The following is a 14677-nucleotide window of genomic DNA, read 5'->3' on the forward strand; positions in this document are numbered from 1 at the left end:
TTCTCCATTCTCAATTTTCAATTCTCAATTTTATAAATCTTCCATTTTAAATCTTCAAGATAAGCCTTTGCTTTCGAGCACAAAGGTGAACTTATGATAAGTATCTTTTTTTTGTAATTATGATTTTGTAATTTTATCAGTTTTTGGAGCAAAGATGATATATCTTCACCATTTTTTACCAAAAATCTGCTCTTTGCATCCACCTTAAATACAGCGGTATAATTTGACTTTGTGTCAACTCCTTCATAAATATCGATCTTTTTTCTACTTCCAAGAAGTTTTATATCAATTTTATGAAGTTTTTTAAAAATCAAATTTTTTTTAGATAAAAATTCTACTATCTCTTTCAAATATGATCCTTTGACAAGGGATGGAAATCTCTCACGGTCTGCTCAAGATTTTTTTGTTGGATATGGGTATATATCTGGGTTGTAAGTATGCTTGAATGACCAAGAAGTTCCTGCACGACTCTCAAATCCGCTCCACCTAAGACCAAAGACGTGGCAAATGAGTGTCTAAGAACATGGGGAGAGACTCCGAGATATTTTTTGGTTATATTAAAGGCGGTAATCCTACTCATCTTCTTTCCCTGATAATTTATCCAGATATATTCACTCTTTTTTTCTCTTTTGTTTAGATACTCATCCAGCGCCTTTAAAGCGATTTTTGCTATAGGGACGATTCTTTGTTTGTCCCCTTTTGCATTTCTTATCTTTAACCATCCGTCATTAATGTCATCTTTTTTTATATCGATCGATTCACTTACCCTGGCTCCCGTAGCATATAGAAAAATGATATAGGCATAATCCCTGTAATTTATCCAACTATCTTTTTTTATAAGTTTCAAACCTTTCAATATATCATCGTACTCAAGCAATGAAGGCAGTTTTTTACTGCTTTTTAATTGCTTTAAAACCGGTCTGTTCTCTATGTAGTCTTCTTTTTCACAAAATTTGAAAAAAGCGTTTATGGATGAAAGTTTTCTATTTATAGTGTTACGATTTGTATAAGTTCCCAAAAAATCAAGTATATCATCCATATCGGCATAAATGATATCCTTTTTTAAAAATGTTTCAAATTCATTCAAGTCACTGCCGTAAGCTTCTATACTTTTTTTTGAAAGCCCTTTTACTACCGTTATGTACTCCATAAAAGCTTCAAGGGTGTCTGACATAAAAGCCTTACTTTATTTTATTGAGCTTAAAGTACTTGTCATCGTAATAAAGGGTGTCACTTGTAGTAAACATAAGATTGTCTATGGCATTTGGAAGCTTGTATACATTTGTCGTTATCAAATCTTTATCTGTCGCTATCAAATATCCGTTTTTTTCTATGACATATATGAATTGTCCGTAAATAGCGGTTGAAAAGTTTGCAAATTTGAATTTTCTCTCTTTTAGTCTTTTCAAGTTAGAATTTGCCAGTATGATTTTCCCGTCTTTTGTAAATATAAATACTCTCTCTCCAAGAAAAATAATATCTTTTACACCTACATTCATAAATGAGACCGACTTGGGATCTATGGATATGACCCTGTTTGCAGTAGCTGCAACGAGTCTGTTATCTAGCACATCCATGAAAATCACATTGTTAAAATATGGTTTCGAGCTTACCACTATGTCTCTTATAACCCTAAAGTGTGACGAATCGACTATAACCAATCTTCCATCAAGCGTCGGATACACTATCAGTTTTCCCAAAAAATAAGGAGCTACTATCCTTGCATCAAGAGCATATACATCATCAAGTTTTTTAGAAAACTTCATCTCATTTTTATCTATATCATAAGCTCCCAAACTATTGTCTGCAAACACCAAGGCCAATATATTTTTTTTCAAAGAGGCACTTGCTATCATTTTTGAAAAATCATGGCTGAAAATCACACGGTTGTTTTTATCTTTTATAGTCAGTTTTCCCATGGGAGTCGTATATATGACTAGCTCGTTTTGAACGTTTAAAAACCTGTCTTTTTTAGGTATGAAAATATCCGTAAGACCTGTTTTTTTCGATATTATCTGCCCATTTGCCAAGGTAGCCCCACTTCTTGTTACATCTACTATGGGGGCTGGCAGACTTCCATCATAACTGACACTTCCTGCAGTTTTTTGCGGTTCGTACAAAGACTTTGATGAGCAACCTGCAATCAATAAAACAAATATTGATACGCTTATAAGACTAAATATTTTTTTCATATTTTTAAAACCTTAATATTTTATAAAATGTTCTAAGTTTTTGGCTATATTCTTAAGAGGTGAGTCCAGCTCTATAGATGAGAGCTTGATCTTGGCTTGATCATTCTTTTTCTCTTTTAACAAAAGATATGCATCTTCCAATAAAGCGAAGTTTTTAAGAAGTCCGGCTTTTGAACTGTCTACATATCCGCTTAGAGCAGTCGGCTTTTTACTGAGTGATGCTAACTGATAATCAGCCAAATCGGATATGTATATATCTTTTGCACCGTTTTTCACTTCCTGTAAAGCTTTTACATCACCGTTTTTAGAAGAAACTTGCAATTTATAAGCATAGTATAAGTTGATATTTTTATCTTTTAGAGTTTTTGCGGCTTCACTGTCATTTGGATTTTTGATAAGTTTAAGGTAAGCTATATTGGCAGCTTTCAAGTTGGCTTCATCCATATATGACTTGATTGAAAACCCTATAAATGCGATCACACAAACAGCAGCCAATGCGATGATGGGTTTTTTATATTTTTTATAAAATCTCTCAGCCCTAATAAGCCCTTCTAAAAACTGTTCTTCAGTATTTAACTCTTCTTTAACTGCTTTCAAATCTTCTTTTAAACTCAAAATAAATTCCTTAAAAAAATTTTTAGCATACTAACATAACTAAAATTAAACTCGCATTATATCACATCTTTCAGCGGCGAAGGATATAAGACTTGGTATATTTTTTGCTTTTAACTTGTATATAAGTATTGCCTATATTTGCAATATTACAAAGCATAGTTTCAAATTTGTTTTGATATAATAGCGAAATTTTATATAAATGGATATGTATATGCAAGGAGATAGTTCAGGTGAAAGTAGATCAAAAAATATTGAAAAAACTAGAAATTTTATCAAATATTGAAATCAAGCCGGAAAAAAAAGAAGAAACCATAGATAACCTAAGTGAGATTGTCAATTTTGTGGAAAATTTGAATGAACTTGACCTGGACGACAAAGATGCATCATTTGCGACCCTAGAGGGCGGGACACCTTTTAGAGAAGATGAACCTTCGCAAAACAAAGAAGTTATAGAAATCATACTGCAAAATGCACCCGAACAGGAAGATGGCTTTTTTGTGGTACCAAAAATCATAGAGTAAGGATACAAATGGCAGGCATAGATATAAGAGCTCTTTTAAAAACCATATCCGAGTATAAAGCTTCGGATCTGCACTTGGTGAGCAGAAGCGAACCTCAGATAAGAATCGACGGTAAACTAACACCTTTGGATCTGCCTAAACTTACCGGACAAACCACAGAAGCCATGTGCTATTCACTCATAACAGACAAGCAAAAAAAGGAACTTGAAGAAAACAAAGAGCTAGATTTTGCCATAGAACTACCAGGCATAGGAAGGTTCAGGGCAAATTACTACTATACTATGAACGGTGATATTGCGGCAGCTTTTAGAACTATTCCTATGCATATACCTTCTATCGATGAATTAAAACTACCGGAAATCTTTAAAGATATAGTAAAAAAAGAAAAAGGTCTCATACTTGTAACAGGACCTACCGGTAGCGGTAAGTCGACAACACTTGCAGCGATGCTCAATGAAATCAACTTAACGGAAGAAAAACATATCATAACCATCGAAGATCCGGTGGAATTTATACATCAAAATAAAAAATCTCTTTTTTCACACAGAAATGTAGGGGTGGATACATACAGTTTTGCAAACGGTTTGAAATTTTCTTTGAGAGAGGATCCTGATATCATACTTGTCGGTGAGATGAGAGACAGGGAAACCATCTCTACAGCTATAACGGCAGCTGAAACCGGTCACCTCGTTTTTGCCACTTTGCACACAAACTCGGCAGTCCAAACGGTAAACAGGATAGTTGATAGTTTTGAAGGAGGAGAACAGATACAAGTAAGAAATATGCTCTCAACTTCACTAACCGCTATCATTTCGCAGAGTCTTCTTCCAAAAATGGGAGGAGGCAGGGTTGCAATACTTGAAATACTGCTGACAAATTCAGCTATTTCAAACTTGATAAGAGAAAACAAAATCCATCAGATATATTCACAAATGCAGTTAAACCAAATGAAATCCGGAATGAGAACGCAAACACAGTCTATGGTAGAAGCCATAAAACAAAATTTGATAGACAAAAATACGGCGATAAGATTTTCAACACAGCCTCAAGAGTTGGCAAACCTCATAGGTATAACTTATCAGTAAAATGTTCTGTCAAAACAAGGAAAAAAAGTGAAAAACGAAGAACTTAACGACTATATCAATCATATAGGTGATGATGCTTTCAAACGATTAAAAGATTTGAACATACCTCCGTATCCAAAATATTATCAAGACTCTTTCAAAGAGTTCTTGAAGGATAGAAAAAACAAAGAGATAGATGCCTTGATGAAGAAAAACTCTTATCTCATCGAGCCCATCATAGATAACCAAGATTCAAAAATGGTCGATAGCTGTTATCATATAGCAAAAGAGTCGATAAAAGAGTTCAGCAAAACCAATGAGCATATCAAAAAAAGTTCGATTGATTTAAGTAAAATCACAAAAGACCTTGAAGACCTTGACAATACCAAACTTTTAGAGAGCTTTAACGATTTTCATAAAAATTTACTCAAAACCCTGAAAGAAGCCGACAGCACGATCGTAAAACTTCAAGAAGAGATCCTTCAGCTTGAAAAAGAGTCAAACATAGATCCACTTACCAAACTATACAACAAGAGAGCCTTGCTGAAAGATTTGGAAACGATTCTTGATTTTGGAAAGGATAAAGACCTTGATCTCTCTTTGATCATATTTGACCTTGATGATTTTAAAAAGATCAATGACACATTCGGTCACATTGCCGGAGACAAAACACTTATATATGTAGCCAAAGTCTTAAAAAACAGCCTTAGAAGTGAAGTTAAAACCTACAGATTCGGAGGGGAAGAGTTTGTGGTAGTCTTGAACAGGATAGATGTAAAAGAGGCTGAAAAAATAGCTAACAGAATTTTAAAAACCATAGGCGACAGTAAACTGATATATAAAAACAGTACCATAAAGATCACTATGAGTGGCGGCATAACAAAGCACAAAGCGAAAGACAGCATTGACAGCATCATCGAAAGAGCGGATGAGGCTTTATACAAAGCAAAAGATAACGGTAAAAACAGAGTGGAGATCATATGATGGAAAATATCTCATTTTTTGATCTATCTGTTGGCATACTTCTTTTGATATTCGGTATCAAAGGATTGTTTAGCGGATTGATAAAAGAGGTATTTGGCTTAGTGGGTATAGTGGGAGGTATTTTTGTAGCTTCCAGATATGCACAAAGCGTGGGAGATATGATAGATAACTCCATTTATCATATCAACAACAAATCTTCAGTATATTTTATAGGTTTTTTGGTTACTCTTCTTCTTTTCTGGCTTGCATCGGTCCTGGTAGGCTTTTTGTTTACAAAGCTTGTAAGCTTGAGTGGTCTTGGACTGCTAAACAGGGTTTTGGGTTTTTTGGTAGGTTCGTTGAAAATCTTCCTGCTCTTTTCCATACTTATTTTCGCTTTAAGAAGCATGGATATCTTCAAAGACAATATAGACAATAAGCTAAAAAATTCATACATATATCCGTATCTTATCAAAAGTGGAAACTATATAGTCAAGTTTAAATTTGATGATACCAAAAAAGCCATGCAGAGTATCGGACAGACTTTGACAACCGAACAAAACAGTTCGCAAAGCAACAAATAGAAAAAACAGGGATATAGCTATATGCTTAACTATACGTATGAAGAATTGATAACTCACTTTAAAGATATTTTGAAAAACAACAATCTCAAATATACGACCCAAAGAGAAGTTATCCTTGAAATTCTATACAAATACAATAAACATTTCACTCCTGAGGATTTGTATATGCATATAAAAAAAGAGTATCCAAAGCTCAATATAGGCATAGCTACCATCTACAGGACTTTGAATCTTTTAGAAGTTAATAAAATGATAACTTCCATATCTTTTGGACAATCAGGCAAAAAGTACGAGATAGCCATAAAGCCTCATCATGATCATTTGATATGTGATATATGCGGAACTATCATAGAGTTTGAGGATGAGCAGATAGAAAAACGACAAATCGAAATAGCGGACAAATATCATTTTTTGATAAAAAGTCACTCTTTGCAGCTTCATGGTATATGCAAAGAGTGTAGAAAAAAACTAAAATATAAGGATATATAGTTGGATTTAAACGAGTATGAACTACAAAGAGTTCAAAAAGCAAATGAATTAAAACAAAAAGGGATAAACCCATATCCCCACTACATAACAAAAGAGTTATCAACTAAAGAATTTTTGGATAAATTCTCTTATGTATTAAACAGCGAAGAGAAAAGAGATGAAAATTCTCTTGGATGTGTCAGTGGTAGGATAAAATTTTTAAGACTTATGGGAAAAGCCGCTTTTTTAAAGATAGAAGATGGCGAAGGTTTGCTTCAAGTTTATATCAGCAGAGATGCTCTTGGAGTCGAATGGTTTAAAGATATAAAAAAGTATATTGAAGTCGGTGATATCATAAAAGTTTGCGGATTTGCATTCGTTACGAAAACAGGTGAATTGACTTTGCATGCCAAAAGTTTGGAGCTTGTTACAAAGTCCATCACACCGCTTCCTGAAAAATTTCACGGACTTAGCGATAAAGAGCTTAGATACAGGCAAAGATATCTTGATATGATCATGAACAGTGATGTCAAAAAAGTCTTTAAAACAAGAAGTATAGTAGTAAGCACTATAAGATCTTTTTTTGAGAGTAAAAACTTTTTGGAAGTAGAAACTCCTATGATGCACCCGATCGCAGGCGGGGCAAATGCAAAACCTTTTGTAACATACCACAATGCTCTTGGAGTTGAGAGATATCTTAGAATCGCACCTGAACTATATCTAAAAAGACTTGTTGTTGGTGGATTTGAAGCGGTTTTCGAGATAAATAGAAACTTTAGAAACGAAGGGATGGATTTAACCCACAATCCTGAGTTTACCATGATAGAGTTTTATTGGGCATATCATACATACAAAGACTTGATGGCACTGACTGAAGAGCTTTTTGCAACAATTTTGGAAAAACTTAACTTACCCAAAACTTTAAAATACGGTGATTTAGAGATAGACTTCTCTGCTCCGTTTAAAAAAGTAACTTACGATGACTCTTTGGTCCAAATAGGCAATATACCAAGCGATATCATAAACGATAAAGAAAAGATTATCAATTTTCTAAAAGAAAATGATATAAAAGTAAATGAAAAAAGTGATTTGGGACATTTAAAAGCGGAGTTGTTTGATAATTTCGTAGAGGAAAAACTTATAAATCCTACTTTTGTCATCGACTTCCCTATCGAGATAAGTCCGCTTTCAAGAAGAAGTGATGAAAATCCTAATATCGCAGAGAGGTTTGAACTTTTTTGCGCGGGAAAAGAGATAGCGAACGGATTTAACGAATTGAACGATCCATTGGATCAGTATGAGAGATTCAAGGGGCAGATTGATGCAAAAAATGCGGGAGATGATGAAGCTCATGAGATGGATGAAGACTATGTAAAAGCTTTATGTTATGCAATGCCTCCGACCGCCGGTGAAGGATTGGGGATAGACAGACTTGTAATGCTTTTGACAAATCAGCACTCCATAAGAGACGTTATACTGTTTCCAGCTATGAAACCATTGGAAAATAAACAAAAAGAAGAAAAGGAAGATAAATGAGTTTTTTAAAAGAAAACGACCCCGATATCTATGCACTTTGCGAAGAAGAGTTAAAAAGACAAAGTGATCATCTTGAGATGATAGCAAGTGAAAATTTCACTTATCCGGCTGTTATGGAAGCTATGGGAAGTGTATTTACCAACAAGTACGCTGAAGGATATCCAAACAAAAGATACTATGGCGGATGTGAATATGCCGATAAAGTTGAACAATTGGCGATAGATAGAGCTTGTAAACTTTTTAACTGCAAATTTGCAAATGTTCAACCAAACTCAGGCTCTCAGGCAAATCAAGGAGTTTATCAGGCACTTTTAAAACCGTATGATAAGATACTCGGTATGGACCTAAGCCAGGGCGGACACTTGACTCACGGCTCAAAAGTAAGCAGCTCTGGTAAAACTTACTCAAGCTTTTTTTATGGAGTAAACGATGAGGGTAGGATCGATTATGACGAAGTTAGAAAAATCGCAAAAATCGTTCAACCGAAAGTGATAGTTTGTGGAGCTAGCGCATATCCAAGAGAGATAGACTTTGCAAAATTTCGTGAAATAGCCGATGAAGTAGGAGCTTATCTTTTTGCCGATGTTGCCCATATAGCTGGGCTTGTAGTAGCAGGTGAGCATCCTCATCCGTTTCCTCACTGTCATGTTGTAACCACAACTACCCATAAAACTCTAAGAGGACCAAGAGGCGGACTGATACTTACAAATGACGAAGATATAGCCAAAAAGATCAACAGTGCGATTTTTCCGGGTATCCAGGGAGGTCCTTTGGTACATGTTATCGCTGCAAAAGCGGTAGGTTTTGGGTACAATTTAAAGCCAAGTTGGAAAGAATATGCAAAACAGGTAAAAGCAAATGCAAAAGTTTTAGCCGAAGTTTTACTAAAAAGAGGGTATAATATAGTAAGCGGCGGAACAGACAATCACTTGATACTCGTTTCATTCCTTGACAAGGATTTTAGTGGTAAAGATGCTGATATAGCTCTTGGAAACGCAGGTATCACTGTCAATAAAAATACAGTCCCGGGCGAAACAAGAAGCCCTTTTGTAACAAGCGGTATCAGAGTAGGCTCACCTGCTCTTACAAGTAGAGGCATGAAAGAAAAAGAGTTTGAGTTAATCGCAAATAAGATAGCTGATGTTTTGGATGATATAAATAACCACGAACTTCAGGCAAAGATAAAAGAGGAACTGACAAAAATGGCAGGGAACTTTATCATATATGATAGACCGACTTACTAAGGATATAATGTGTACAATGTAGATATAACCCTTATCAAAATGATAACGAAATTTTACTACATAAAAAGAGATAAAATTGTCAACAAGATAAACTATAAAGGCAAACTTTTTTTCGATAAATTTGAACGGGTTGATTCTACATTGACAAGACAAGTCATGAACGAGCATGGTGATAGAAAGATAACGGTTGCTCACTCTTTGATCTCAGATAGAGATATAGTGGAAAATATTGTATTTGATTATAACGGAAGAGATCCTGAGAGATTTTGGCACAGAGCCCAGCTTATGCTTAGAGAAGAAGGATACATCAATTTCACCGCATACAAAAGCAAAACCGAAGGGCATCTTCATCTATATGTTCACAAAGGTCACACAACGTTGCATGAAGGCTACCAGCTTGCCAAACTGCTTTCGGCCAAACTACAACAAAAAATGCCAAGACAGTGGAAAGTTTTCCCTGATCCAAATATTCCAAGAGAATTCAATATACTGGTACTTCCTTATGAAGTTTATAAAAAAGAGAGGGGTTCATCTTGGTCAAAACATATGTAACAGGAGTATAGCATGGAAGAAAAAAACGAATTGAGCGATATCATACTGGATAATAAAAAAAATAGTTCCGGCAAAACCAAAAAGATTCTTTTTTTGGCAATTATCCTTGTTTTGATATTTATATTTGCTATTGTCGGGATGAAACTTTTCAATAAACCGGAAGTCAAAAAAAACCACTTCAATATAGTATTGCCTCCGGAGCCTTCAGCAAAAGTCGAACCTAAAAAAGAGGAACTTTTCAAGCAGGTCCCGATAGTCGAGGAAAAAAATACAACCCAAAAAGACAACTTCAATGCTATGGTTGAAAAACTCAAAAACAAAGAGCAGCAAAAAGAAAAAACAGTTAAAACCACAGTCAAAAAAGCTGAAAAAACTCCAGCAAAAGATGTAAAAACTGTTTTAAACAATGTTAAAAAACAGACCAAATCCGTAAAAAAACCTGCAGTTGCCGGCAATACATATATACAAGTCGGGGTCACCTTCAAAACAAAGCCGGATAAAAAATATCTTCAAAAGATTTCAAAAGCAGGATACTCATATAAACTTTACAGTATAAAAATATCAGGTAAAAATGCCACAAAGATTTTGGTCGGACCTTACAAAGATAGAAAAACCGCCAAATCAAATTTATCAAAAGTCAAAAAAGATATCAATAAAGCCGCATTCATATATGTTATAAAGTGACCGCATGGTAGAGTTTAAAACCATACTTTTTGACCAATTGGCGCCCATAGCGATATATAAGAAGATAAAAGAGATCTATCCTGATGAGATTACACTACTGTTTGAAAGTGCCATCAACACAAGTGAGGGAAACTTCTCTTTTATCATTATAGGTGCTAGAGAAAAAGTCATAAGAGAAAACGGACAAAGTTTTCACATAGACGAAAGCGGCAACAAAATAGAGATAGACGAAAACCCGCTTGACTTTTTAAAAAAATATTATCAAAATATAGATACTAAAAAATATAAAAAATTGGCAAAAGAGGCAAACGTCGGTTTCGTTGACGGTTTCATAGGATATATCGGATACGATATGGGCAAAGTTTTCGAGCCAAAACTCAAAAAAAGTATGTCACATTTAAAAGATGATCTACATATGCCAGATCTTGAACTCATAAGACCGAAGATCACCATAGCTTTTTCACACAAAACCAACAAATTGACTATCATCAGTGAAGTGCAAGATAGATCTAAACATTTTGACAAGATCATAAAAACACTTTTTAAGCCGTATAAACCGTTTGATATAAAGAAAACAAAGATAGAGAAAGATAGAGGCAAATTCGAATTTTCCAAAGATAAGTTTTTCAATATGGTTGAAAATTCCAAAGAGATGATAAGAAGTGGCGATATCTTTCAGATAGTTTTATCAAACAGATACACCCAATATGCAAATATAGACAAACTCAGCTTTTATAGAATCTTAAGAAGTAAAAACCCTTCACCATATATGTATCTGCTTGATTACAAGGCATTTTCCATAGTAGGAAGCTCACCGGAAGTGATGGTGGCTTTAAAAGATGGTCACATACTCTTAAGACCGATAGCAGGAACCAGGAAAAGAGGCGGCAGTATCGATAAAGACTTGAAACTTGAACTTGATATGCTAAGTGATGAAAAAGAGAAAGCCGAACATCTTATGCTCATAGACCTTGGAAGAAATGATGTCGGAAAAGTCGCAAAACCGGGAAGCGTAAAAGTAAAAGATATGATGAGGGTGGAAAAATACTCACATGTTATGCATATGGTAAGTGATGTCGAGGGTATACTAGATGATGAATATGATATGTTCGATCTTTTTCGTGCCACTTTTACCGCCGGAACGATGACCGGAACTCCAAAGATAAGGGCTATGGAGCTTATAGCGGAATTTGAGAAACTAAAAAGAGGCTTTTACAGCGGTGTTATAGGATACTTTGGATTTGACGGCAATATGGACAGTTGCATAGTCATAAGAACTTCGTATCTTGATGATGAAAAGATAGTGTTTCAAGCTGGAGCCGGTATAGTAGCGGATAGCAAAAAAGAGCTCGAATACCTTGAAGTCCAAAACAAACTTCAAGCTTTGATGAGTTCACTGGATGATTTGAGTGAGTAAACTTTTTACGATTTTTGGCAATCCCGTTTCCCACTCCATATCTCCTCTCATACATAATTACGCTATCAAATCACTCGGTATCGATGCCTGCTACACAAGAACTATCCTTCAAAATCCAAAAGAGTTTAGAGATACTTTCATAAGATCCAAATTTGATGCAGCAAATATAACTGTACCTTTTAAAGAAGTAGCATATAAAAGTTGTGATGAAGTAAAAGGCATAGCGAACGATATAAAAGCTGTCAATACGATAGTACAAAAAAACGGTAAACTAACAGGATACAATACTGATGCTCCTGGATTTTACGAGAGCATAAAAGAGTTTAAAGATATAGAAAATGCCCTTATTCTCGGGGCAGGAGGTACCGCAAAAGCGATAGCAAATATCTTAAAAGCAAAAGACATAAAACCTACTATCTTAAACAGAAGTAAAAAAAGAGTTGAGTACTTTTTAAGCAATGGTTTTGAAGCTTATAGCTGGGATAATTTTGAAGAAAAAAAGTATGACATCATCATCAATACAACCTCGGCAGGTTTAAAAGATGAATCCTTTCCACTTGATGAGATACTGCTTACAACTCTCATAAAGCAAAGCAATTACTGTGTAGATGTCATATACGGTAAACTTACCCCGTTTTTAAAACTATCAATCAAACAAAACAAACCTTACAAAGACGGCTCAGATATGCTTCTTTATCAAGCTGTTTTAGCTTTTGAGATATTTTTTGACTATCGATACAAAAAAGATGAGATTAAAAAACATATGAGATATGTTTTTGATAATCTTTTATAAAACTCTATCACACCTTAACTCTAAGCTCTAAAGCCTTTGATAGTGAGAGAGTATCCACATTTTCCAGATTTATACCTGTGGGTACTCCTTGAGCTATCTTTGTGAAATTCAAATCATACTCTTTTAATTTATCCTCCAAAAATATAATGATTGCATCATTTGATATGGATGGAGTCAGTGCAAAGATGATCTCTTTGACATCTTCTTTTACGATATCTTCTAACTTTTCTATATCCAAATCCTCCAAAGATTTCAGCACAAAGTACTTACCGTCAAAGTCCGTACTCTCTTCTATGATAAATATATCTTTTGCATTTTCGACTATGCAAAGTTTTGTTTCATCTCTTGTCTCATCCAGACAGATACCACATACTTCATCTTCACTAAGTGCACCACACCTTTGGCACTCTTTTATGGATGAAACGGCTTCTTGTATCGCATTTGCTATCTTTAAAGCCGAAAACGAATCTTTTAAAACCATATGATATGCATATCTCATAGCAGACTTTTTACCGACAGTAGGCAGCATTCCAAGAGCATCTACCAAATTGTCAAATTTTTCCAAACCGTATCTTTTCAATAAAATGCCTTATAAAAAATTTTGCATATTGTATCTAAAATTTATAAACAATTTCATAAGTATTGTATGATTTTAATAGACTTTAAAAGAACTTTAAAGTATAATTCGGCTTTTAATATACTATTTAACTGATATTATATAAAATTTGTGAGCATTGCTAATTTAAACGGAAAATTAGCGTTAAAAAAACTGCACTCAACCCGAAGGGCACTCCTGTGTTTGCAGTTTTTAGCTAATTTGTAGTGTCCCGCAGGGTAAATTAGCACCGTGAACAAATTTTATGTAATATCAGTTATTAAAATGGAGTAAAAAGTTGGAAATAGATTATTATGAAGTCTTGGAAGTCTCAAGAGACGCTGACGCAAGTGAGATAAAAAAGGCTTACAGAAAACTTGCTCTAAAATACCATCCTGACAGAAACCAGGGAGACAAAGAGGCTGAAGAAAAGTTTAAACTAGTCAATGAAGCATATCAAGCCCTAAGTGACCCTAAAAAAAGATCTATTTATGACAGATACGGCAAATCAGGACTTGATTCACAGGGATTTAGCAGCTACTCAAATATGAACAGTGAAGATATCATGGATGATCTAAGCTCTATATTTGAGTCAGTTTTTGGCCAGGGTTTTGGTGGTTTTGGAGGATTTGGTAGAAGCTCTTCAAGATCACAATCAAAATATCCTCTTGATATCGAAACAAAGATATCACTCGATTTTCATGAAGCGGTATTTGGCGTCAAAAAAGATATCAAATTCAAATATAAAAAACCGTGTGATGTCTGCGAAGGAACCGGCTCGGAAGATAAAGCTACCGAAACTTGCAGTAACTGTGGCGGTAGAGGTCAAGTTTACTATAGACAAGGTTTTATGACATTTTCACAAACTTGCGAAGTGTGTCACGGAAGTGGGCAAATCGTAAAAAACAAGTGTAAAAACTGCAATGGTCACGGATACGAAGAAGTTGAAGAAAATGTAACAGTTGAAATCCCCGAAGGTATAGATGACGGTAATCAGATAAGAGTTACCGGCAAAGGAAATATAAATGAATATGGCGACAGGGGTGATTTGTATGTCAGAGTAAGCGTTAAAGAAGATGAGCATTTTATAAGACATAATGATGATGTATACCTTGAAGTCCCGGTATTTTTCACTCAGGCGGCACTTGGAGAAACTATCAAGATACCGACCATTAGAGGAGAAACGGAGCTCAAACTACCTATCGGTGCAAAAGATAAGCAACAGTTTATCTTCAGAGGCGAAGGTATCAAAAATGTTCACACAAAAAGGATGGGCAACCTTATAGCACAGATCAGTATAACCTATCCCAAGAAGCTGAACAATGAACAAAAAGAGCTCTTAAAACAGTTACAAGATTCATTTGGATATGAAAGCAGTCCGCATGAAGATAAGTTTGAAGGTGTTTTTGATAAGATAAAAAAATGGTTTAAAAAATAGGAGAAAAATAG

At 34.9% G+C, this 14677-nt stretch carries 17 protein-coding genes; 12 read left to right on the top strand and 5 right to left on the bottom strand.

Annotation, left to right across the window (positions count from 1 at the left end; genetic code table 11):
• Positions 1-17: 17 nt before the first annotated feature.
• Genes ACZ47B_RS04840 through ACZ47B_RS04855 form a run of 4 tightly spaced genes read right to left on the bottom strand, consistent with a single transcriptional unit; the run spans position 18 to position 2807 of the window.
• Entirely contained in the window at positions 18-350 is a 333-nt protein-coding gene (locus ACZ47B_RS04840) for a hypothetical protein (protein WP_464895551.1), read from the bottom strand.
• Complete coding sequence (locus ACZ47B_RS04845) at positions 347-1174, bottom strand: tyrosine-type recombinase/integrase (RefSeq protein ID WP_464895552.1); 828 nt, start codon at positions 1172-1174, stop codon at positions 347-349. The genes ACZ47B_RS04840 and ACZ47B_RS04845 overlap by 4 nt, the downstream gene beginning before the upstream one ends.
• Before the next feature lie 7 nt (positions 1175-1181).
• The gene (locus tag ACZ47B_RS04850; protein ID WP_464895553.1) at positions 1182-2192 is read right to left on the bottom strand and encodes a hypothetical protein; all 1011 of its coding nucleotides are present in this window, start codon (positions 2190-2192) and stop codon (positions 1182-1184) included.
• A gap of 12 nt (positions 2193-2204) precedes the next feature.
• Entirely contained in the window at positions 2205-2807 is a 603-nt protein-coding gene (locus ACZ47B_RS04855) for a hypothetical protein (RefSeq protein ID WP_464895554.1), read from the bottom strand.
• 230 nt (positions 2808-3037) lie between these two features.
• Here ACZ47B_RS04855 and gatC point away from each other — a divergent pair, with 230 nt between their 5' ends.
• Genes gatC through ACZ47B_RS04910 form a run of 11 tightly spaced genes read left to right on the top strand, consistent with a single transcriptional unit; the run spans position 3038 to position 12633 of the window.
• A complete protein-coding gene (gene gatC, locus ACZ47B_RS04860; RefSeq protein WP_464895555.1) occupies positions 3038-3328 on the top strand; it encodes an Asp-tRNA(Asn)/Glu-tRNA(Gln) amidotransferase subunit GatC in 291 nt (96 codons plus the stop codon).
• An 8-nt stretch (positions 3329-3336) separates the two neighbouring features.
• Positions 3337-4413 (top strand): type IV pilus twitching motility protein PilT, encoded by a 1077-nt coding sequence (locus ACZ47B_RS04865; RefSeq protein WP_464895556.1) that lies wholly within the window; start codon positions 3337-3339, stop codon positions 4411-4413.
• Between the two features lie 27 nt (positions 4414-4440).
• Positions 4441-5376: a GGDEF domain-containing protein gene (locus ACZ47B_RS04870; protein ID WP_464895557.1), complete on the top strand. Its 936-nt coding sequence runs from the start codon at positions 4441-4443 to the stop codon at positions 5374-5376.
• On the top strand, positions 5373-5939 hold the full coding sequence (locus tag ACZ47B_RS04875; protein ID WP_464895558.1) for a CvpA family protein: 567 nt from the start codon (positions 5373-5375) through the stop codon (positions 5937-5939). The genes ACZ47B_RS04870 and ACZ47B_RS04875 overlap by 4 nt, the downstream gene beginning before the upstream one ends.
• Before the next feature lie 21 nt (positions 5940-5960).
• Complete coding sequence (locus ACZ47B_RS04880) at positions 5961-6428, top strand: Fur family transcriptional regulator (protein WP_464895559.1); 468 nt, start codon at positions 5961-5963, stop codon at positions 6426-6428.
• A complete protein-coding gene (gene lysS, locus ACZ47B_RS04885; protein ID WP_464895560.1) occupies positions 6429-7943 on the top strand; it encodes a lysine--tRNA ligase in 1515 nt (504 codons plus the stop codon).
• A complete protein-coding gene (locus ACZ47B_RS04890; RefSeq protein ID WP_464895561.1) occupies positions 7940-9187 on the top strand; it encodes a serine hydroxymethyltransferase in 1248 nt (415 codons plus the stop codon). The genes lysS and ACZ47B_RS04890 overlap by 4 nt, the downstream gene beginning before the upstream one ends.
• Before the next feature lie 39 nt (positions 9188-9226).
• Entirely contained in the window at positions 9227-9739 is a 513-nt protein-coding gene (locus ACZ47B_RS04895; RefSeq protein ID WP_464895704.1) for a DUF1882 domain-containing protein, read from the top strand.
• 12 nt (positions 9740-9751) lie between these two features.
• Positions 9752-10423, top strand: coding sequence for an SPOR domain-containing protein (locus ACZ47B_RS04900; RefSeq protein WP_464895562.1), 672 nt, complete (start codon positions 9752-9754; stop codon positions 10421-10423).
• A 4-nt stretch (positions 10424-10427) separates the two neighbouring features.
• Positions 10428-11840, top strand: coding sequence for an anthranilate synthase component I family protein (locus ACZ47B_RS04905; RefSeq protein ID WP_464895563.1), 1413 nt, complete (start codon positions 10428-10430; stop codon positions 11838-11840).
• Positions 11833-12633, top strand: a complete 801-nt coding sequence (locus tag ACZ47B_RS04910) for a shikimate dehydrogenase (protein ID WP_464895564.1) — start codon at positions 11833-11835, stop codon at positions 12631-12633. The genes ACZ47B_RS04905 and ACZ47B_RS04910 overlap by 8 nt, the downstream gene beginning before the upstream one ends.
• 7 nt (positions 12634-12640) lie before the next feature.
• Here the strand turns inward: ACZ47B_RS04910 and recR are convergent, their stop codons facing one another.
• The gene (recR, locus tag ACZ47B_RS04915) at positions 12641-13162 is read right to left on the bottom strand and encodes a recombination mediator RecR (RefSeq protein ID WP_464895705.1); all 522 of its coding nucleotides are present in this window, start codon (positions 13160-13162) and stop codon (positions 12641-12643) included.
• Between the two features lie 364 nt (positions 13163-13526).
• Here recR and dnaJ point away from each other — a divergent pair, with 364 nt between their 5' ends.
• A complete protein-coding gene (gene dnaJ / locus ACZ47B_RS04920) occupies positions 13527-14666 on the top strand; it encodes a molecular chaperone DnaJ (protein ID WP_464895565.1) in 1140 nt (379 codons plus the stop codon).
• The last annotated feature ends 11 nt before the right edge of the window (positions 14667-14677 follow it).

It is taken from the genome of Thiofractor thiocamini, from assembly GCF_055384375.1.

Coding starts and splice junctions, on each gene's coding strand:
- recR (WP_464895705.1), bottom strand. CDS start 13,162: ATGCTGCCTACTGTCGGTAAAAAGTCTGCTATGAGATATGCATATCAT.
- ACZ47B_RS04900 (WP_464895562.1), top strand. CDS start 9,752: ATGGAAGAAAAAAACGAATTGAGCGATATCATACTGGATAATAAAAAA.
- ACZ47B_RS04845 (WP_464895552.1), bottom strand. CDS start 1,174: ATGTCAGACACCCTTGAAGCTTTTATGGAGTACATAACGGTAGTAAAA.
- ACZ47B_RS04875 (WP_464895558.1), top strand. CDS start 5,373: ATGATGGAAAATATCTCATTTTTTGATCTATCTGTTGGCATACTTCTT.
- ACZ47B_RS04865 (WP_464895556.1), top strand. CDS start 3,337: ATGGCAGGCATAGATATAAGAGCTCTTTTAAAAACCATATCCGAGTAT.
- ACZ47B_RS04890 (WP_464895561.1), top strand. CDS start 7,940: ATGAGTTTTTTAAAAGAAAACGACCCCGATATCTATGCACTTTGCGAA.
- ACZ47B_RS04850 (WP_464895553.1), bottom strand. CDS start 2,192: ATGAAAAAAATATTTAGTCTTATAAGCGTATCAATATTTGTTTTATTG.
- ACZ47B_RS04880 (WP_464895559.1), top strand. CDS start 5,961: ATGCTTAACTATACGTATGAAGAATTGATAACTCACTTTAAAGATATT.
- ACZ47B_RS04895 (WP_464895704.1), top strand. CDS start 9,227: ATGATAACGAAATTTTACTACATAAAAAGAGATAAAATTGTCAACAAG.
- ACZ47B_RS04905 (WP_464895563.1), top strand. CDS start 10,428: ATGGTAGAGTTTAAAACCATACTTTTTGACCAATTGGCGCCCATAGCG.